The 18,424-nt window shown below is 59.8% G+C and carries 18 protein-coding genes; 9 read left to right on the top strand and 9 right to left on the bottom strand.

Features of this window, described 5'->3' with window-relative positions; translation table 11 throughout:
- Window positions 1-95: 95 nt before the first annotated feature.
- Window positions 96-512 (top strand): VOC family protein, encoded by a 417-nt coding sequence (locus tag HPDFL43_RS05345; RefSeq protein WP_040449084.1) that lies wholly within the window; start codon window positions 96-98, stop codon window positions 510-512.
- 77 nt (window positions 513-589) lie between these two features.
- Complete coding sequence (locus HPDFL43_RS05340) at window positions 590-1,966, top strand: MATE family efflux transporter (RefSeq protein WP_040449701.1); 1,377 nt, start codon at window positions 590-592, stop codon at window positions 1,964-1,966.
- A gap of 37 nt (window positions 1,967-2,003) precedes the next feature.
- Here the strand turns inward: HPDFL43_RS05340 and HPDFL43_RS05335 are convergent, their stop codons facing one another.
- The 3 genes from HPDFL43_RS05335 to HPDFL43_RS05325 are packed head-to-tail and all read right to left on the bottom strand — an operon-like array spanning window position 2,004 to window position 4,997.
- Complete coding sequence (locus HPDFL43_RS05335; RefSeq protein WP_007196247.1) at window positions 2,004-2,882, bottom strand: patatin-like phospholipase family protein; 879 nt, start codon at window positions 2,880-2,882, stop codon at window positions 2,004-2,006.
- A 44-nt stretch (window positions 2,883-2,926) separates the two neighbouring features.
- On the bottom strand, window positions 2,927-3,490 hold the full coding sequence (gene rsmD / locus HPDFL43_RS05330; protein ID WP_007196246.1) for a 16S rRNA (guanine(966)-N(2))-methyltransferase RsmD: 564 nt from the start codon (window positions 3,488-3,490) through the stop codon (window positions 2,927-2,929).
- On the bottom strand, window positions 3,471-4,997 hold the full coding sequence (locus HPDFL43_RS05325) for a pseudouridine synthase (protein ID WP_040449699.1): 1,527 nt from the start codon (window positions 4,995-4,997) through the stop codon (window positions 3,471-3,473). The genes rsmD and HPDFL43_RS05325 overlap by 20 nt, the downstream gene beginning before the upstream one ends.
- Before the next feature lie 193 nt (window positions 4,998-5,190).
- On the opposite strand from HPDFL43_RS05325, the gene HPDFL43_RS05320 reads away from it, so the two are divergent.
- Window positions 5,191-5,637: a nucleoside deaminase gene (locus tag HPDFL43_RS05320; RefSeq protein WP_007196244.1), complete on the top strand. Its 447-nt coding sequence runs from the start codon at window positions 5,191-5,193 to the stop codon at window positions 5,635-5,637.
- Window positions 5,638-5,650: 13 nt separating this feature from the next.
- On the opposite strand, the gene HPDFL43_RS05315 is transcribed toward HPDFL43_RS05320, so the two are convergent.
- The 6 genes from HPDFL43_RS05315 to HPDFL43_RS05290 all read right to left on the bottom strand — a co-directional run bounded on the left by HPDFL43_RS05315 (window position 5,651) and on the right by HPDFL43_RS05290 (window position 13,130).
- Complete coding sequence (locus HPDFL43_RS05315) at window positions 5,651-6,325, bottom strand: hypothetical protein (RefSeq protein WP_007196243.1); 675 nt, start codon at window positions 6,323-6,325, stop codon at window positions 5,651-5,653.
- A 201-nt stretch (window positions 6,326-6,526) separates the two neighbouring features.
- Complete coding sequence (gene ileS, locus HPDFL43_RS05310) at window positions 6,527-9,529, bottom strand: isoleucine--tRNA ligase (protein ID WP_007196242.1); 3,003 nt, start codon at window positions 9,527-9,529, stop codon at window positions 6,527-6,529.
- A gap of 254 nt (window positions 9,530-9,783) precedes the next feature.
- Window positions 9,784-10,557 (bottom strand): SDR family NAD(P)-dependent oxidoreductase, encoded by a 774-nt coding sequence (locus tag HPDFL43_RS05305; protein ID WP_007196241.1) that lies wholly within the window; start codon window positions 10,555-10,557, stop codon window positions 9,784-9,786.
- Window positions 10,554-11,273 carry an SDR family NAD(P)-dependent oxidoreductase gene (locus tag HPDFL43_RS05300; RefSeq protein ID WP_007196240.1) on the bottom strand — a complete coding sequence of 240 codons (720 nt, stop codon included), beginning with the start codon at window positions 11,271-11,273 and terminating at the stop codon, window positions 10,554-10,556. The genes HPDFL43_RS05305 and HPDFL43_RS05300 overlap by 4 nt, the downstream gene beginning before the upstream one ends.
- Window positions 11,270-12,259 carry a bifunctional riboflavin kinase/FAD synthetase gene (locus HPDFL43_RS05295; RefSeq protein WP_007196239.1) on the bottom strand — a complete coding sequence of 330 codons (990 nt, stop codon included), beginning with the start codon at window positions 12,257-12,259 and terminating at the stop codon, window positions 11,270-11,272. The genes HPDFL43_RS05300 and HPDFL43_RS05295 overlap by 4 nt, the downstream gene beginning before the upstream one ends.
- Window positions 12,260-12,281: 22 nt before the next feature.
- Window positions 12,282-13,130: a TIGR01459 family HAD-type hydrolase gene (locus tag HPDFL43_RS05290; protein WP_007196238.1), complete on the bottom strand. Its 849-nt coding sequence runs from the start codon at window positions 13,128-13,130 to the stop codon at window positions 12,282-12,284.
- Between the two features lie 248 nt (window positions 13,131-13,378).
- Between HPDFL43_RS05290 and groES the strand changes: the two genes are divergently transcribed.
- The 6 genes from groES (at window position 13,379) to HPDFL43_RS05260 (ending at window position 18,303) form a co-directional block, all read left to right on the top strand.
- The gene (gene groES / locus HPDFL43_RS05285; RefSeq protein WP_007196237.1) at window positions 13,379-13,675 is read left to right on the top strand and encodes a co-chaperone GroES; all 297 of its coding nucleotides are present in this window, start codon (window positions 13,379-13,381) and stop codon (window positions 13,673-13,675) included.
- A gap of 73 nt (window positions 13,676-13,748) precedes the next feature.
- Window positions 13,749-15,395, top strand: coding sequence for a chaperonin GroEL (groL, locus tag HPDFL43_RS05280; RefSeq protein WP_040449083.1), 1,647 nt, complete (start codon window positions 13,749-13,751; stop codon window positions 15,393-15,395).
- 417 nt (window positions 15,396-15,812) lie between these two features.
- The gene (locus HPDFL43_RS05275) at window positions 15,813-16,259 is read left to right on the top strand and encodes a hypothetical protein (RefSeq protein WP_007196235.1); all 447 of its coding nucleotides are present in this window, start codon (window positions 15,813-15,815) and stop codon (window positions 16,257-16,259) included.
- 208 nt (window positions 16,260-16,467) lie between these two features.
- A complete protein-coding gene (locus tag HPDFL43_RS05270) occupies window positions 16,468-16,947 on the top strand; it encodes a DUF427 domain-containing protein (protein WP_007196234.1) in 480 nt (159 codons plus the stop codon).
- A gap of 93 nt (window positions 16,948-17,040) precedes the next feature.
- Window positions 17,041-17,424 carry a DoxX family protein gene (locus HPDFL43_RS05265; RefSeq protein WP_007196233.1) on the top strand — a complete coding sequence of 128 codons (384 nt, stop codon included), beginning with the start codon at window positions 17,041-17,043 and terminating at the stop codon, window positions 17,422-17,424.
- A gap of 102 nt (window positions 17,425-17,526) precedes the next feature.
- A complete protein-coding gene (locus HPDFL43_RS05260) occupies window positions 17,527-18,303 on the top strand; it encodes a spondin domain-containing protein (protein WP_156970202.1) in 777 nt (258 codons plus the stop codon).
- Window positions 18,304-18,424 lie beyond the last annotated feature (121 nt).

Raw genomic sequence — 18,424 nt, 5'->3', positions numbered from 1 at the left:
CCGCCAAAGGCATCGTTGCGGATCTGGACAATCCGGTCAAACCAGATATTTCCGTTCATCATGCCATTTTCGCCAATGTGGAGATCCCAGAGCCCATGACGCCCTTTCACCTTGCCTTCCCCATTCGCGACATCGATCAGACCCGCCACTTCTATGGTGAAGTGCTCGGTTGCCCAATGGGCCGCTTCACCGAGACGTGGATCGATTTCGATCTCTTCGGCCACCAGATGTCCGGCCATGTTCGTGCTGACGCCGGGGCGGCTTCGGCTTCGGGAACAGTCGACGGGCATTCGGTGCCGATCCCGCATTTTGGCGCAGTGCTGCAGATGGATGACTGGAAAGCCCTGGCGGCCCGGCTTGAAGCTGCCGAGGGGATCGACTGGATCATGCAGCCGACGCTTCGCTTCGAAGGGCAGCCCGGTGAGCAGGCCACCATGTTCCTGCGCGATCCCTCGGGCAATGCGTTGGAATTCAAAGGGTTTTCAGATCTGGGGCAGGTTTTCGCGTCATGAGCAGCGGAGCGCCCGTTGCTCCTGGACGTGCCGCCAGCGCTGCAGGCTCACAAGCGAAGTTTGTCACAGGCTCCACCATGCGGCACGTCGTGGTGATGACTGCGACCGGATCAATCGGTCTGGTCGCAGTGTTCATCGTCGACGCGCTCAACCTGTTCTACATCTCGCTTCTGGGGCAAGTGGAGCTGGCGGCTGCCATCGGTTATGCGGGCACGCTTCTGTTCTTCAGCACATCGGTGGCGATTGGTCTCTCAATCGCAGCCACTGCGCTCACGTCACGCGCGCTGGGGCGCGGCGATCGGGGCGAGGCGCGTGAAATCGCCGGTGCATCACTGGCCTACATGCTCATCCTGATGACAGCGACAGTGATTGTGACATTCCCATTCCTGGATGACCTGGTGCGGATGATCGGCGCGCAGGGGCGCACTGCGGAACTGGCCACCGAGTTCATGCAGATCGTGCTGCCTTCCCTGCCTGTGCTCGGCGCCGGAATGTGCACTGCTGCTTTGCTGCGCGCGGTCGGTGACGCAAAGCGCGCGATGTATGTGACGCTTGGCGCCGGGGCGCTGACGGCGGTGCTCGATCCGATCTTCATCTTCGGGTTCGATCTGGGCATTCACGGCGCAGCGATTGCCACAGTGATTTCCCGGTTTGCGCTGGTCGGCATCGGGCTCTACGGGTTGATCCGGATCCACAATCTGATTGCGATGCCGTCTGTCCCGGTCATCGCCCGCGAGATCCGCCCATTCCTGGCCATCGGTCTTCCCGCATTGATGACGCAGGTCGCAACGCCGGTGGGCAACACATTCGTGACAACCACCATGGCCGGGCATGGCGACGCCGCAGTGGCTGGCTGGGCGGTGGTCGGGCGGCTCATTCCCGTGGCGTTCGGTGCGCTGTTCGCGCTTTCAGGTGCGGTTGGTCCGATCCTTGGCCAAAACTACGGAGCCAAGCGCTATGACCGGCTGATGTCGACCATGCGAGACAGCCTGATCTTCATCACGGTCTACACGCTTGTCACCTGGGCCATCATGGCTTTGTTGCGCAACCAGATTGCCGATATCTTCGGCGCGACCGGCGAAGCGCGTGATGTCATCGTCTTCTTCTGCCTCTTCGTCGCCGGCAGCTTTATTTTCAACGGCATGCTGTTTGTGGCCAATGCAGCATTCAACAATCTTGGCTACGCGCTGTATTCGACCGTGTTCAACTGGAGCCGTTCGACCCTCGGCGTGATCCCGTTCGTGCTGGTCGGTTCACACTGGTACGGAGCGCAGGGCGCGCTTGCCGGTTACGGACTGGGCGCCGTCGTGTTCGGCCTTGTGTCGATTGTCGTGTGCTTCCGCGTCATCGCAAAAATCGAGGACCGGGATGGCAACCAACCAGATCCGGACGTGATGCAGTCGCCCGCTGCCGCTCAATCAGCGTTTACCAGCGGCAAGGCCTCAACGCTCTGAGCCCATTTGTTGAACGGCGCCGATTGCAGGTCATCTTCTAACGGAAGAACGCGAAGGCGGCATCGAGGTCTTGCTTGAGCTGTTCGGCCACGCCTGCGGACTCCTCGAGGATTTCGCGGGCCTTGAGAAAATCAAGCACCCGGTACTGATGCACATCGGGTCTGAGCAGGATGTTCGGCGGATTGGTCTGGCACTTCATGCCGATGATCGAGTGCATCATGAGCTGGCTGGCGCCGAACATCATGTCGATGCTCGACGGTGGCTTGCCAGGCACACCGGAAGGCAGGCCGACCACATCGATTCCGATGATGATATCCGCCAGTCCGGCCAACCGATCGAACGGCACCGGATTGAAAATCCCGCCGTCGATCATCACCCGATCATCCAGAATCACCGGCCTGAAGACGGCTGGAATGGCAGCCGAAGCGGCAACTGCACGGCGCAAGTCGCCTGTCTCGCAAACCACCTCGCAATGATCATAATAGTCGGTCACCATGATCTTGGCCGGAATCTTGAGATCCTCAAAGCGACGTGCCACGGTTTCGGGCAGGAACTCCTCGAGAATGCGCTCTATGTTGAACTGACCGAGCCTCAAACCGCCTTCCATCGCATCGCGGACACCGCGCGGGCGCGCTGCTTTCCACATGCGACCGATGGCGTTTGACGGCTTGCCGATGCTGCCCAGGGTAAATTCCCGGATCTCCGCACCGCTGAGACCGGACGCCATGGCCGCCCCCATGATTGCCCCGATCGACGAGCCGGAAATGGCCACCGGCTCGATGCCCATGGCATTGAGAGTTTCAATGATGTGGATATGGGCAATCCCGCGGGCGCCACCGCCACCGAAGGCGATCGCAACAGTTGGATCGCCCGATCGTTTGGCGCGCTCAGGGGTTGCGAGGCTCGTGTCTGCCATTGTTCTGCCTGTTCTTGAGACGGCGTTGCGCCGGTCCCTTTGACTCAGTCCTGCGCATTATAGCGGAAAAAGCGCATTGTTGTGTCGCCGAATGTACGGCTTTCGAGAAACGTGAACGCATTTCCTGGATCGGGTTCGGCACTGGCCACTTCTTCAAGTATGATCAAGGCACCGTCCTCGAGCCAGCCGCCGCGCGCCGCGGAAACCAGCGCCTTCTCACCCAGCTCCCTGCCATAGGGCGGATCGGCAAACACCAGCGCGAAGGGCCCCGACGTGCCTGCGGGGCCAAGTTTGGTGGCATCGCGGCGGAACAGCCGAGCCCTGCCCTGCAGACCCAGCGTCTCGATGTTTTTCTGGATGACCCCGCGACCTTCCACGCCGCTTTCAACGAACAGCGCCGTGCGGCATCCGCGTGACAACGCCTCCAGCCCGAGCGCTCCGGTGCCGGCAAACAGGTCCAGCACCCGCACGCCATCAAGCGCCTCGGGGTAGGTGTGGCTCAAGATGTTGAACAGGCTCTCGCGAGTCCGGTCTGTGGTCGGACGAATTGACGAGGTCTTGGGGGCGGCAATGCTCCTGCCGCGGAATTCACCGCCGACGATCCGCACCGGGTCCACGTCCCTTGCCTGGGCCACCGGATGGTCCGGACGCATCCGGTTTTCTGACCGGTTTGCCGCCCGGCTTCCCGTCGGGCTTGCCGGATGGCTTGCCTGCAAATTTGCCTGATGGCTTGCCAGCCGGTTTGCCCGGGGCCTTGCCGAACGGGCGATCACCATCGCGACGTGGACGCCCGTCATTCTCGTCACGGTCAGGGCGCGGCTTTGCACGGCCCTTCGGGAAACTGCCGCGGCGGGTCTCGGCGCGCGGATCAGCATCGGCCTTTTTGTGACCGGATTTTGCCCCGCCACGTCCACCTTCGGGCTTGTCCGCATCGGCGACGGGCCGCGCACCCGGGGCCATCCAGACATTGGAGGCGCGGCTGCGCTGAATGAACCCGCGTTTTGCCGGCTTGGCACCGGGTTCCTCGTTGCGCTTGCCCTCGGGGCCGCCGCTGCGTGGCCGGGACGCCTTGTCACCAGAACTCTTGCGTTCGCCTCGCTCTTTGCCCGGGCCCCATTCGGAGCGGCGCTCGCCAGGTTTGCCGTCACGGTCCGGACGCCCGGGTTTGGTGTCAAACCTGGCGCGGGCGCGTTCGACCTTCTCCGAGCTTGATATCCACTCGCGCTGGGCAGGTTTGGCAGCCGGACTTGGCTTTGCTTCCTTCTTGCTGGCTGGGGCAGAATCGTTGAGCGGCGCATCAAAATTTGCACCCGATTCCTCGATCAGGCGTACGCCAAGCTGCTCGCGCAGGGTACGGCTCTTGATCTCGACCACGTCGCCCTCACGAACATCGCCGAGCTGGAACGGTCCGAAGGAGATCCGGATCAGACGGTTGACGTCGAGGCCAAGCGCGCTCAGCACATTCTTGATTTCGCGGTTCTTGCCCTCGCGCAGCCCCATGGTGATCCAGACATTGTGGCCTTGCTTGCGGTCCAGCGTCGCCTCGATGGCACCGTAGAGAACGCCATCAACGGCAATGCCATCCTTGAGCGTATCAAGGCGGTTCTGATCAATGTCGCCATAGGCCCGAACCCGGTAGCGCCGCAACCAGCCGGTTTCCGGAAGTTCCAGCGTGCGGGCCAGCCCGCCATCATTGGTGAGCAGCAACAGGCCTTCAGTGTTGATGTCGAGACGCCCGATGCTGAGCACCCGGGGCAAATGCTTCGGCAAGGTCTCGAACACGGTCCTGCGGCCTTCGGGATCACGGTTGGTGGTCACCAGGCCCGCGGGCTTGTGGTAGATCCACAGGCGCGTACGCTCGATACCGGCGACTTCCTCACCGTCGACCTCAATGCGGTCGGACAGCGAAACCACGACGGCGGGGCTGTCGAGCAGCTTGCCATTGACCCTGATACGGCCTTCAGCCACCATCCGCTCGACGTCGCGGCGCGAGGCCACACCGACACGGGCCAGGATTTTGGCAATGCGGCCGCTTTCGGCTGACGCCTGGGCGTCTGAGGGCGTGGTTCCGTCAGATCCGGGTTTGCCGCGCGTGGGTTTGTCTTTTGGTGTCATTTGCTTGTTTGCCTGGCTCCACGGCATCTCGACCATTGGTTTCGGGGATGCTGCCGTTGTAATTGTCGTTGCGCGTCAGAGACGCAACCGACCGGTTTTGTTTTCGGGCGATCGGTTCTAAACAAAGAAGCGCCCGGTTGCTCTAGCAGGTTGGGCGCACGGGGTTAAGAGGTTTCATGCGCCGGGGCATTTCATGATCGGACAGGGTTATATGGATCTGGCGCTTGAAGAGGGGCGTCAGGCGGCTGAACGTGGCGAGGTGCCGGTGGGCGCGGTGATTGTGCTTGATGGCGAGGTCATCGCCCGGGCAGGCAACCGCACCCGCGAGCTCAATGATGTGACCGCGCATGCCGAAATCCTTGCGATCCGTCAGGCCGCCATGCAATTGTCGAGTGAACGACTCATAGGGGCCGATCTCTATGTCACGCTTGAGCCCTGCACCATGTGCGCGGCAGCAATCTCATTCGCCCGGCTTCGCAGGCTTTATTACGCTGCCGATGACGAGAAGGGCGGTGCGGTGACCAGCGGCGTGAGGTTCTTCGATCAACCGACATGCCATCATGCGCCCGACGTCTATCCCGGCCTGGCCGCCAGCGACGCCATGCGTCTGCTCAAGGACTTTTTCAGGGAACGCCGCTGATTGCACGTGGTGCTTACCAGGGCCACCAGGTGCGTTTGCCGGTTCCAGCCTTCTTCGCCTCGGCAATGCGGCGGCGCTCCTTGATTCTTTCCGGCTCACCAAGTTCACCAACAGGTGCTGTTTCAGACGGCTGGCGATAGGCCAGAGGCGGATCCGAAAGGAAGCGGCGGCGGTCAGAATAGGCACCCTGCTGGATTGTGCGTGCCTGTTTGTAAGACTCCCGCTGTTTTCTGTCCTGTGTGAGTGTCTGCTGCGGGGTAGGCGGACCATCCGCCGCACGTCCCCCCACACTGCGGCTGCCGGAAGAAGACGCGGTTTCCTGCTTCGCCAGCGGCGACCTGAAGGTGTTTGACGATCCCCCACCTGCATCAGCTTCGGCAATCAGGCGTTTGCGGGTTTCCTCGGGAGATTCGACCCAGGCCGGATTGTTCTCGGCAATGTTTTGCTGCGGCGCCGGCAAACCGGCAGTCTCCGGCGGCTTTACGATCGCGGGACGCGGCTTGTACTCAATGCCCTCGCCCTTCCTGGTGCTCCCGATCGACGCGATATTGCCCAGGTCGTCGACGAGCTGTCCCGTTGCGGATTTGTCTGTGCCATAGGTCGGCCCAAGACAGCCTGACAATACCAGGCTTGCTGCAATGAGAGCGCCAATGGAAACGCAGGCGCGATACTCGGTCTTCATTGTCATGCTTCGGGTCCCGTCTCAGACAGTCATTTGAAATTTCACACTGCTTGTCGCCGCACAATCAGACCATTTTCAGGCAGGCACGGTCATTTTCAGGCAGGGTTTTACCGGATAGAGACCATAAGGGCAATTGACCGGAGCGAAATTGGCTTAACACTGCAAATGGTTGCCGGGATACTTAGCAAGCCGACCCCGGCACCTTTTCTAGAGCAATCCCAGCGCCTTGAGCTCATGCAATGCGGCAGCATCGCGGGCAGACACATCGGGATAGGCCGGATCCGAGCCGACATCATCGGTGATCCGCCAGGAGCGTGCGCATTTGCGGCCCTCGGCGAGATCCGGCGTGATCGAAACCGCGCTCACATCATCCAGCCTGAAAGCCGTGCCAGGCCCGGCCTCGGCTTTGACCTCGAGACCGGATGTGATGCAGACTTCCGCAAAATCGCAGTCGGAGACAGCTTCCACCAGTTCCGGGTCAGTGATGTAGACCGTTGGTGCGGCCTCCAGCGAGGAACCGATGCGCTTTTCGCGGCGCTCGATTTCAAGAGCCCCGGTCACGACCCGGCGTACGGTGCGAATCTTTTTCCACTTTGCAGCCAGGGCATCATCGCGCCACTCCGCCGGGATCTCCGGGAACTGCTCAAGATGGACCGAGAGCGCGTCGGGTTTGCGGTCAAGCCATGCTTCTTCCATCGTGAAAGGCAGCATCGGGGCAAGCCAAGTGACCAGGCTGTCGAAAATGGTGCGGATGACCTGAAGCGAGGCCTTGCGGCGAATGCTTGAGGGCGCATCGCAGTAGAGCGTATCCTTGCGGACATCAAAGTAGAAGGCCGACAGTTCGATGTTGGAGAAATCGATCAGTGCGCGCGTGATGCGCTTGAAATCGAAATTGTCATATCCCTGACGCACCAGCTGATCGAGTTCCACCAGCCTGTGCAGCATCAGCCGCTCCAGCTCCGGCAATTCGGTGGCCGCTACACTCTCGCCGGTGTCATGGGCAAGCGTGCCCAGCATCCAGCGGATGGTGTTTCTGAGCTTGCGGTAGGAATCGATGTTGGTCTTGATCACCGTCTTGCCTAGACGCTGGTCCTCCCAGTAGTCGGTGGTCATCACCCAGAGCCGCAGAATGTCTGCGCCCGATTCCTTCATGATGTCCTGCGGGAAGACCTGGTTGTTGAGCGATTTCGACATCTTGCGGCCATCCTCGGCCATGGTGAACCCATGGGTGATGACGGCGTCGTAAGGCGCACGGCCCCGGGTCGCGCAGCTTTCGAGCAGCGACGAATGGAACCAGCCGCGGTGCTGGTCGGAGCCTTCGAGATAGACATCGGCCGGCCATTTGAGGTCTGGACGATCCTCCAGCGTGAAGGCGTGAGTGGAGCCTGAATCAAACCACACATCAAGAATGTCGGTCACCTGGATCCACTTGGGATCGCTGGCGTGGTTGCCCAGGAAGCGCTCGCGCGCACCTTCTGCGAACCAGGCGTCCGCTCCTTCAGCCTCAAAGGCTTCGAGAATACGGGTGTTGACGGCGTCATCGAGCAGAACGTTGCCGTCCACATCGGCGAAGACGCAGATCGGCACGCCCCATGCTCGCTGGCGCGAGAGCACCCAGTCGGGGCGGTCCTCGATCATGCCACGCAGGCGGTTCTGGCCGCTGGCGGGCACGAAGCGGGTGTCGTCGATGGCGTTGAGCGCGCGGCTGCGCAACGTCGTTCCGTCGCCGAAATCCTTGTCCATATGGACAAACCACTGCGGTGTGTTGCGGAAGATGATCGGCTTCTTCGAACGCCAGGAATGCGGATAGTCATGCTTGAGGCGACCGCGCGAAAACAGATTGCCGGCATTGATCAACGCCGTGATGACGGCCTGGTTGGCATCACCCTTCTTGCCCTTGTCATCGATCACGCGGGCCGGTCCGCCTTCGCGGTCGGGGCCGACGCCGGGCGCGTCCTTGGTGTAATAGCCCGCATCATCTACGGTGAATGGAATGGCGGACGAGATGCCGCGTGCTTCGAGATCACGCGCCGCATCCATCCAGGCTTCAAAGTCCTCGCGACCATGGCCGGGTGCGGTGTGCACGAAGCCGGTGCCGGCATCATCGGTGACGTGGTCGCCCGCGATCAGCGGAACCTGGAAATCGTAGCCGCCGCCGAGGCCCTTTAGCGGATGGGCGCAGGTGATGCCTTGGAGATCAAATGGCTTCACATCGGAAATACGTTTGAACTGAAGCTTGGCCTTGGCGAAACACTCCTCGGCCAGCGCGTCGGCAAAGATGAGCTTCTCACCGGGCTGGGGGCCGAAATCGTTCTCCGCAGCGGTGACCTCATACAGGCCATAGGCGATGCGCTCCGAGAAGGAGACCGCACGATTGCCAGGGATGGTCCAGGGCGTGGTCGTCCAGATGACGACTGAGGCATCTTTGAGCAGTCCCGCCTTAGAATGATGCCTATCAATTTGGTCCGAACCTACGCCTGCGGTTGCCTGCTCAGATGTGTCTGTCGCAAGCGCACGCACCACAGGAAACTTCACCCAGATCGTGTCGCTCTCATAGGCCTGATACTCGATCTCGGCTTCAGCGAGCGCTGTACGTTCGACCACCGACCACATGATCGGCTTGGAACCGCGATAGAGCTGGCCGGATTTGGCGATCTTGAGCAGCTCGCCGGCGATGCGGGCTTCGGATTTGAAATCCATGGTCTTGTAGGGCTTGTCGAAATCGCCTTCGATGCCCAGACGCTTGAACTCTTCCGACTGGACTCCAACCCAATGCTCGGCATAGGCGCGGCATTCCTTGCGGAACTCGATCATCGCCGCCGATTCCTTGAGATTGGGCTTCTCCTTGCCCTTGGAACGGTAGTTTTCTTCCTCGATCTTCCATTCGATCGGCAGGCCGTGGCAGTCCCAGCCCGGCACATAGTTGCTATCAAACCCGCGCATCTGGAACGAGCGGGTGATCACGTCTTTCAGGATCTTGTTGAGCGCGTGGCCGATATGGATGTTGCCATTGGCGTAGGGCGGGCCGTCATGCAGCACATATTTGGGCCGGCCGGCGGCACTGGCGCGCAGCTTGTCGTAAAGCCGCATTTCCTGCCAGCGGGCCACGAGTTCGGGCTCCTTCTTGGGCAGGCCGCCGCGCATCGGGAATTCGGTTTCAGGCAGGTAGAGCGTCTTGGAATAGTCGAGTGTATCGGTGGTGTCGGTCATGGTGTCGCAATCTTGTGGGCGGTGGGCCCGTGGTGGACATGTGTCGGGAAAGTCTGAAGCGAGGCGCGCAGTCACGCCGAAATGCCCGGTCTCCAGCGAGCCGTTCGCTCAGCGGGAAACCGGGACCATAATTCGTATCGGCTGAAAGCCTGTGATCGGGACGGCCGTGGTCATGGATGGGTTCATACTGGTTTTTGCAGTCCATGAAAAGAACATTGCACACCCATTCGATGCCTCGCTTTGATCGCGATAGGCTAAGGCGCCAGCCGTTTGTAAATCAGCTGGCGCATCAAGGCGGTCACCGGCTTGGGCGCAATGCGGCCAAGAATGGCGAAGATACGGTTTGGCAGGCCCGGGATAACGGTTTTGCGCCCCGAGATCGTGCCGGTCAGAATCGCCTGAGCGGCCTTGTCGGGATCCATGCGCTTGCTGGCGTCTGCCCCCTTGGGCGCATGTTGCTCGGCATGGTCGGTGCGCAACGGACCCGGGAAGGCGACTGTGATCGAGACGCCACGGGCTTTCGCAACCTTGCGCATCCCCTTGGCAAAGACCGCCAAAGCATCCTTGGAGGCACCATAGCTGGCCGCTCCGGGATACCCGGTGAAATGCGACAACGACGACACAAAGACCATCGCCGCACCCGGCCGCAGTGCCTGGGCTTCCAGAAGCCGCGCGGCAGTGATCATCGGGGCCTCGGTGTTGACACGCAACACATCAAGATGAGCATTGAGACTGATCGCCTCGAAGCGGCCGGTAGCGCTGATCCCAGCATTGAGAACCACCAGATCGAACGGACCTTCGGCCATGATGTTGCCAAGCGCTGCGTCAAGTTGCGCGCGATCGGACAGATCGCACTGTATGTATTGTGAAGCGTCGGCATCGCTCATTTGACCATTGCCGGTTGAGGCTGGCGGGTTGCGGTCAAGCGAGACCACATGGAAATCATGGGCCTGCAACCAGCGAACACAGGCAGCCCCAAGCCCGGCGCTGCCGCCGGTGACGAGCGCGCGCTTTCCAGACATGCTCATAGGCCCCGTCCCGTAAACGAACCGCCATTGAGAAATCGCACCCAGGAGGTGGTGACCGGCGAACGCCGTCCCGCAATTGCAGAGGCCATCATCTTGGCGACATCGTCCACACTTAGAAACAAGGCGCGCATCCGGCCCGGATCATAGCCGGCCTTGTCGTGCATGTCGGTCTTTGTGGGTCCAGGGTGGATGATCTGCACCGCAATCTGCCCGCCCCATTCGGACCGGAGTGCACGGGCAAGGCCATGCAGCCCTGCCTTGGAGGCGGCATAGGCGGGAATTGTGGCCGATCCCTTGTGTGCGACCGACCCCACCAGCGTGAGCGTGCCTCTGGACTTTTCCAGAAACGGATACAGCGCCCGGGCCTGTGCGATGGCGGCGGCGAGATTGACATCGAGCGTCTGCCGGATCGCTTCGGTGGTGTCGATGCCGCTCTTTGGCGCCAGGCCAATGCCGGCGTTGAGCACGGCATTGTCGAGCCCGTCCCAGCCCTGTTCGCGAATGCCTTCGACAAGCGCAGATGCAGAGGCTTCAGGCTGGCTCTGATCGGCGACAATGTAGGCGCTGCCTGCGGGGATCAGTTCGGCCACGTCTTCGTGCGGCTTGCGTCCTGAAAGCAGCAACTGATGCCGTCCGGCAAATCTTTTGGCGAGCGCCAGTCCGATCCCGGCATTACCGCCGGTGATCAGGATACGCCGCGACTTGCCGCCGATCATGTTGCGGTCTCGAAGTTGAGCGCCGCATCAAGCGGCGAAAGCGGTGCGATGGTTTCCAAAACCGCCCTCGCCTCGGCTTCATCGGTTTTCATTTGCGCCACCAATGGATCGAGGCCGTCGAATTTCTCTTCGCCGCGAAGATAGGACACCAGCGAAACCGTGCAGGTCTCGCCGTAGAGATCGCCGGCAAAGTCGAACAGGTAGGTTTCAAGCAGCAAATCCGCGCCGTCCTTATCAACCGTGGGACGACGTCCGAAGCTTGCGACGCCATCATAGACCGCGCCATTGGCCCGCCGGAAACGCACAGCATAGATACCCGGCCTTAGCGCGGTCTCGGGTGGCAGCGCCATATTGGCGGTCGGATATCCAAGCGTGCGGCCAAGTTTCTTGCCGTGAAGAATCTCAGCCGACACCGCATAGCGATAGCCTAAAAGGCCGGCGGCGAGCGCAACATCGCCTGCAGCCAGAGCTTCACGCACCCTGCTGGAGGAGACCACATCACCGTTCTCGTCGCTGAAGGCATCGACCAGCGTCACTCCAAAACCGTGCTGCTCGCCAGCCTGCATCAGATAATCGGGATTGCCTTCCCGGCCCTTGCCGAAATGGAAATCGAAGCCTGTCACCACATGGCGGACTCCAAGGTGACCACACAGAATGTTGGTGACAAATTCCTGAGCACTTTGCGAGGAAAACGCTTTGCTGAAAGGATGCTCGATCACGGCATCAAAGCCCAGTTGCCCCAGAATCCTTGCCTTCATCGGCGCAGGCGTGAGCCGGAACACCGGTTCATCGGGACGGAACACCGTGCGTGGATGCGGCTCAAAGGTGAGAACGGATGCCGGCGCACCCAGGCTTGCCGCTGTCTCCGTTGCACGCGCCAGAACGGCCTGGTGACCGCGATGCATTCCGTCGAAATTGCCGATCGCAACCACGCCATGCTTGAGTTCGCCTGCAAAACCGCTGACATCGTGAAATCGCCGCGCCATTTTCCGCCCCATCATGCTCCGCTCAGGCAAGCCATTCCATCCAGAATGCGGGAGCCAGGCCCTCCGCATCCAGAAACGCCTGCAAACGGGTCTCGTCGGTGGCACGGCCGGAAATGTAATGCCGGGCATGAATACCGCGGGCAATGAAGACCGCCTCAAAACCATTGTCGAGCGCGCCGCGAATGTCTGTGGAGGCACCGTCGCCGATCGCCAGGGTTCTCGACTTGTCAACGCCGGCGCGCAGCGCCTGGGCGCGTGCCATTGCCTCACGGTAGATCGGCGCATGCGGCTTGCCTGCAATCCGGGTTTCGCCCCCCAATTCCGCATAGAGATCCGCGATCGCACCAGCGCATGGCACCAAACGGTCGCCGCGCTCGACCACCCGGTCCGGATTGGCACAAATGAACGGCAGATCGCGCGCCTTGAATCCCTGCAGCAAGCTCCGGTAGTTCTCCGCCTGCTCGGTCTCGTCATCAAACAGGCCGGTGCACAGAACGGCCTTGGCGGCGCCGGGATCTACCAGCTCGACGTCGAGCCCTTCGACCAGCGCCATATCGCGCTCGGGCCCGAGAAAATAAATCTGTTTCGGTCCTTCAGAGACCAGCTGGCGCGTCACATCACCCGAGGTGACAATGTCGTCCCAGCACTCGGGATCGACACCGATGGTCTCGAATTGCCGGATTACGCCCTGGGCCGGCCTGGGCGAATTGGTAATCAGAATGACTGCCTGGCCGCGTGCACGCGCCGCTTTGAGCGCCTCAACCGACAGCGGAAAGGGGTTGACGCCGTTGTGTATGACGCCCCATACGTCGCACAGCAGCACGTCGGCATGCTCGGTCAGCTGATCCAGGTCGGTGATCTTGCGTGGCATATGTGACAGTTCCTTTTGCGAGAAAGGATGTCGCGCAGCTTGTGCCCGAATACAAGAGCCGGATCGCATTTTGCGTCTTGAGCGCAAAAAACCGGACATCGAATCGCTGGCCAATCCCTTGACACTTCCAGAACGCATCCTTATCTCCGCCCCGTTAGCACTCGCGAGGAGTGAGTGCTAACGCATCTTCATGAGGCTCAATTCAGGGCCCTCAGCCGCTAATGTCATTCGATCGAGGAATATAGACAATGGCAAAAACCAAGTTCCGTCCGCTCCACGACCGCGTTGTCGTCCGTCGTGTCGAGTCCGAAGAGAAAACCAAAGGCGGGATCATCATTCCGGATACCGCCAAGGAAAAGCCGCAGGAAGGCGAAGTCATTGCTGTTGGCACGGGCGTCCGTGACGATGCCGGCAAGCTCGTCGCCCTGGACGTCAAGGCTGGCGACCGCGTGCTGTTCGGCAAATGGTCCGGCACCGAAGTCAAGCTTGATGGCGAAGACCTTCTGATCATGAAGGAAAGCGACATCATGGGTGTCCTCGGTTAATCCGAAAACCCCTTGAATTCGAAATCAAATTAATGCCTCAACACGATGGGCCAAGGCCCGGGAGTTAAGTGAAATGGCTGCTAAAGAAGTTAAATTCGGTCGTACCGCTCGCGAGAAAATGCTGCGCGGCGTCGACATCCTCGCCGATGCGGTGAAGGTAACGCTCGGCCCGAAAGGCCGCAACGTCATCATCGACAAGTCCTTTGGCGCTCCGCGCATCACCAAGGACGGCGTGACCGTTGCCAAGGAAATCGAACTGGAAGACAAGTTCGAAAACATGGGCGCACAGATGGTGCGTGAAGTTGCGTCGAAGACCAACGACATCGCCGGTGACGGCACCACCTCTGCAACCGTTCTAGCCCAGGCGATCGTTCGCGAAGGCGCCAAGGCTGTTGCTGCCGGCATGAACCCAATGGACCTGAAGCGCGGCGTCGATCTGGCCGTGACCGAAGTCATCGCTGACCTTCTCAAGAAGGCCAAGAAGATCAAGACCTCCGCTGAAGTCGAGCAGGTCGGCACGATCTCTGCCAATGGCGAAACACAGATCGGCAAGGACATTGCCGAAGCCATGCAGCGCGTTGGCAATGAAGGCGTGATCACCGTCGAGGAAGCCAAGACCGCTGAAAGCGAACTGGAAGTCGTCGAAGGCATGCAGTTCGACCGCGGCTACCTGTCGCCATACTTCGTCACCAATCCCGACAAGATGGTTGCCGAACTGGAAGATGCCTACATCCTGCTTCACGAAAAGAAGCTCTCGAACCTTCAGGCAATGCTGCCGGTGCTCGAGTCGGTTGTTCAGACTTCCAAGCCGCTTCTGATCATCTCGGAAGACGTTGAAGGCGAAGCGCTTGCGACCCTCGTGGTCAACAAGCTGCGCGGCGGCCTCAAGATCGCAGCCGTCAAGGCACCTGGCTTCGGCGACCGCCGCAAGGCAATGCTCGAAGACATCGCGATCCTGACCGGCGGCCAGGTGATTTCCGAGGACATCGGCATCAAGCTCGAAAACGTGACCCTGGAAATGCTTGGCCGCGCCAAGAAGGTCTCGATCACCAAGGAAAACACCACCATTGTTGATGGCGCTGGCAAGAAGAAGGAAATCGAAGGCCGGATCGCTCAGATCAAGGCCCAGATCGAGGAAACTTCTTCCGACTACGACCGTGAAAAGCTGCAGGAACGTCTGGCCAAGCTGGCCGGCGGTGTTGCCGTTATCCGCGTTGGCGGCTCCACGGAAGTGGAAGTCAAGGAGCGCAAGGACCGCGTCGACGACGCGCTCAACGCGACCCGCGCTGCTGTTCAGGAAGGCATCGTGCCTGGTGGCGGAACCGCGCTTCTGCGCGCTTCGGGTGCGATCAAGGTCAAGGGCGCCAATGCCGACCAGGAAGCCGGCATCAACATTGTTCGCCGCGCTCTGCAGGCACCTTGCCGCCAGATCGCAGAAAACGCTGGTGATGAAGCTTCGATCGTCGTGGGCAAGATCCTCGACCAGAAGAGCGACACCTTCGGCTACAATGCCCAGACCGGTGAGTATGGCGACATGATCACCATGGGCATCGTTGATCCCGTCAAGGTCGTGCGCACCGCACTCCAGGACGCAGCTTCGGTTGCTGGCCTGCTGATCACCACCGAAGCCATGATTGCTGAACTTCCTAAGAAGGAAGGTGCAGCTGGCGGCGGCATGCCTGACATGGGCGGAATGGGCGGCATGGGCGGCATGATGTAAGAGGCTTCACGCCTCTTGCTTGCAGCCTGCAAGCCTTGCTCCTCACACGCACTTCGCGATCATTTTGCGCGGCGCAGTAGAAGGGGTTCACGATTGGGGTGGTCTTCGGACCACCCTTTTTTCGTTTACTTTCGCAAGGTGCTAAATCTGGCAATAGATTTCCTTCCCAATTTAACAGTATTTTAAACTTTAACCGAAGATAAAGGATGCGATTGATTCATTTGGAGTGCCGGGTTACACGAACCGGGCTGCCTGTTTGTCGCGTTTTTTGGAGCTTGAATAATGTCTTTGTGCTTCCCGCGAGCCGCGCGGGTGCGCAGCAGAGTTCAATCAGGCTCACCCTGATAGCGAATGATTCGTTTTGGGAATTGCAGGATAAATGAAGTAAATTCAGCTACCAGATGCCCGGAGCCGGTCTTGTTCAAGATCACAAAATCAAACAATACATTCGATTTTGCTGCGCAGTCGCAGAATTTTGCTGCGCCCGACTATGACCTTATCTCGCGTTTTTGCCGTTTCGAAAGGTGGACAGCCGACCTCTCAACCGGCGTGTTCCGGCTGGGTCCAACCGCACAGCAACATCACGAGCTAAACGGAAATTCCAATATCGGGCTTCTCAATCTGGTACAGTGTTACGATCCCGAACATCGCCAACACGTGCTTGAACTGTTCGAAAAGGCTGCCATGGTCTCTTCGTCCTTTTGTTTCTCGACCACCATTGTCATGGATGACAAGAGCCATGTTCCCGTGATGTGCATTGGGGAATCGTCGGATTTTTCGGACATGGGCGGCGGTACGATTGAGGGTGTTTTCGTGTTCGCCAGTTTCAAGGTCGAACAGACCATAGGTGTTTTCAACCAGTAACCCTTGCAAGCTGTCCCGCAGATCAAGGCGTGCGGCAGAGTCCTGCCACCGGACAAAGCGCTCGCGCATCGTTTCGGATTTTCTGATCAAGCCAGTTCCATAGTCGGGTGAGAAGATCCCGTCCGGATCCTCGCGTCAATTGGTTTGGGTTTGCCCTTCCTTGCTTTCTTGAGATTCGCCCCATCTTATTGGGTACAGGAGATGGTGAATGTATGTGGCAGAACCTGAGAACGTTGAGGATTACCCCAGACCGCCGGCGATCGAGCCGTTCAACTGCTCTGTGCTGGTGCGTTTCGGAGGTGAATTGATCGTCCAGTCGGAGATTGGTTTCCGCATTCTGGAGACCTATCATCCTCCAACGTTCTATCTGCCCATCGATGCGTTTGCCAAAGACGCGTTGCGCCCGTCGCACGGACGGCAAACGAGGTGCGAATGGAAGGGGCAGGCCAATTATTTTGATCTGGTGGCCGGCGACCATGTGGCTGAGCGCGCGGCATGGACCTATCGCGAGCCGGACCCCCGATATGCCCAGCTGCGAGACCATCTGGCCCTTTACGCCGAGCCGATGGACGAGATTCTCGTGGATGGTGTCCGGGTGATCCCCCAACCGGGAAACTTTTACGGTGGGTGGGTGACGCCAAACATCAAAGGCCCGATCAAGGGCGCACCGGGGACGATGCATTGGTAGCTATTTTGTGAACAATATGTTTCTGTATGTTCATCTTTCGTAGTTTGGGTGATAGCGCTATTGAAGCTGAGAATTTACCCAACGGAGAATCACATGTCGTCCAACCTTCAACTTCTTGTTGCGCGCATACTGCTCAGCGTCATCTTTATCACGGCCGGTTACGGCAAACTCAATGGCGTCGAGGGGACTGCCGGCTACATGAGCAGCCTGGGCATTCCGCTTGCCTCGGTTACTGTCTGGCTTGTGATTGCGCTGGAGCTTCTCGGTGGCCTGGCCATCCTGGCCGGCTTCTTCACCCGCTACGTTGCATGGGCTCTGGCCGCTTTCTGCATCGCATCGGGCTTTCTCGCGCACTTCCAGCCGGAAGATCAGATGCAGATGATCATGTTCATGAAGAACCTCGCCATCACCGGCGGCTTCCTGGCACTCGCCGTCAGCGGCCCGGGCGCATGGTCCGTGGACGCCCGACGCGCCTAAATCTGGTTTACAGCCAAACCCATCATTCAAGCGGCCTCCGGGGAAACCCGGGGGCCGTTTTTATCTGACGGCGCCCCAATCGCATTCCCGTGAGCGTAATTCTTGCGCGGGCTCGCAAAACCGTCATTTGAAAGTGAGGCTTGCACTGGGCAATATGAACCCGGACAAGATAGTAAGCAAAACAGGGGAGACGGGTTTATGGGGTCAAGACAAGCAGTTTCACGAACGTCGATCGGCACGATTGCAGCATTGATGTTGTTGGTGGCACCAATCTCGGCCATGGATGCGGACGAGACAGCGACATACCAACTAGAGCTGGACATCACCTGGAGCGCGGAAACCAATCCATTGGAGTTTCCGCTGGGTGCGCACCTTTCAAGCGTGCTCGCAGCAACACATCATGGTCGCTACACGATGTTCAGAGATGGCGATACCGCTTCCAGTGGTCTGGAACTGGTGGCCGAAAACGGCCGCACATCCATCATGAAAGCCGAAATGGCGGAAGCTCAACGGCGCGATCGTCTTGATGCGATCATCGAGGCTGGTGCGCTGAAAAAGGTTCCCGGCCAGGTGACGATGACAATCACCGCGAAGAAGTCGCATCCGCTGCTTTCCTTCGTCACCATGATCGCGCCAAGCCCGGACTGGTTCACAGGGGCCGCCGATGTCTCCCTGATCCAGGACGATAAGTGGATTGAACAGCAGGAGATCACGCTCTGGGCCTGGGACAGCGGTACCGACAGCGGCGAAAGCTACACCGCCCAAAATCTGGATACCCAGCCCCGGCAGTCCATCCGGCTGGTGACAACGCCGCATTTTCTGGGTGAGGCCGGACTGGTTCCGTTTGGCCGCGCGATGCTCAAAAGAGTTCGGGAATAGCCCGCTGCGGCCAGATGAAACATGGACGTGAGGGCCACATCAAAAAATTGCAGATCTGGTGATCCAGACTGATATCTGGGGCGTAGAGCAATACAAGTCACAGGCGATGTTCCCCCCGATC

Source organism: Hoeflea phototrophica DFL-43 (genome assembly GCF_000154705.2).
In the GTDB taxonomy this organism is placed as follows: domain Bacteria; phylum Pseudomonadota; class Alphaproteobacteria; order Rhizobiales; family Rhizobiaceae; genus Hoeflea; species Hoeflea phototrophica.
Note: the sequence above shows the minus strand (reverse complement) of the source record. Positions and strands in the feature narration are given on the sequence as shown.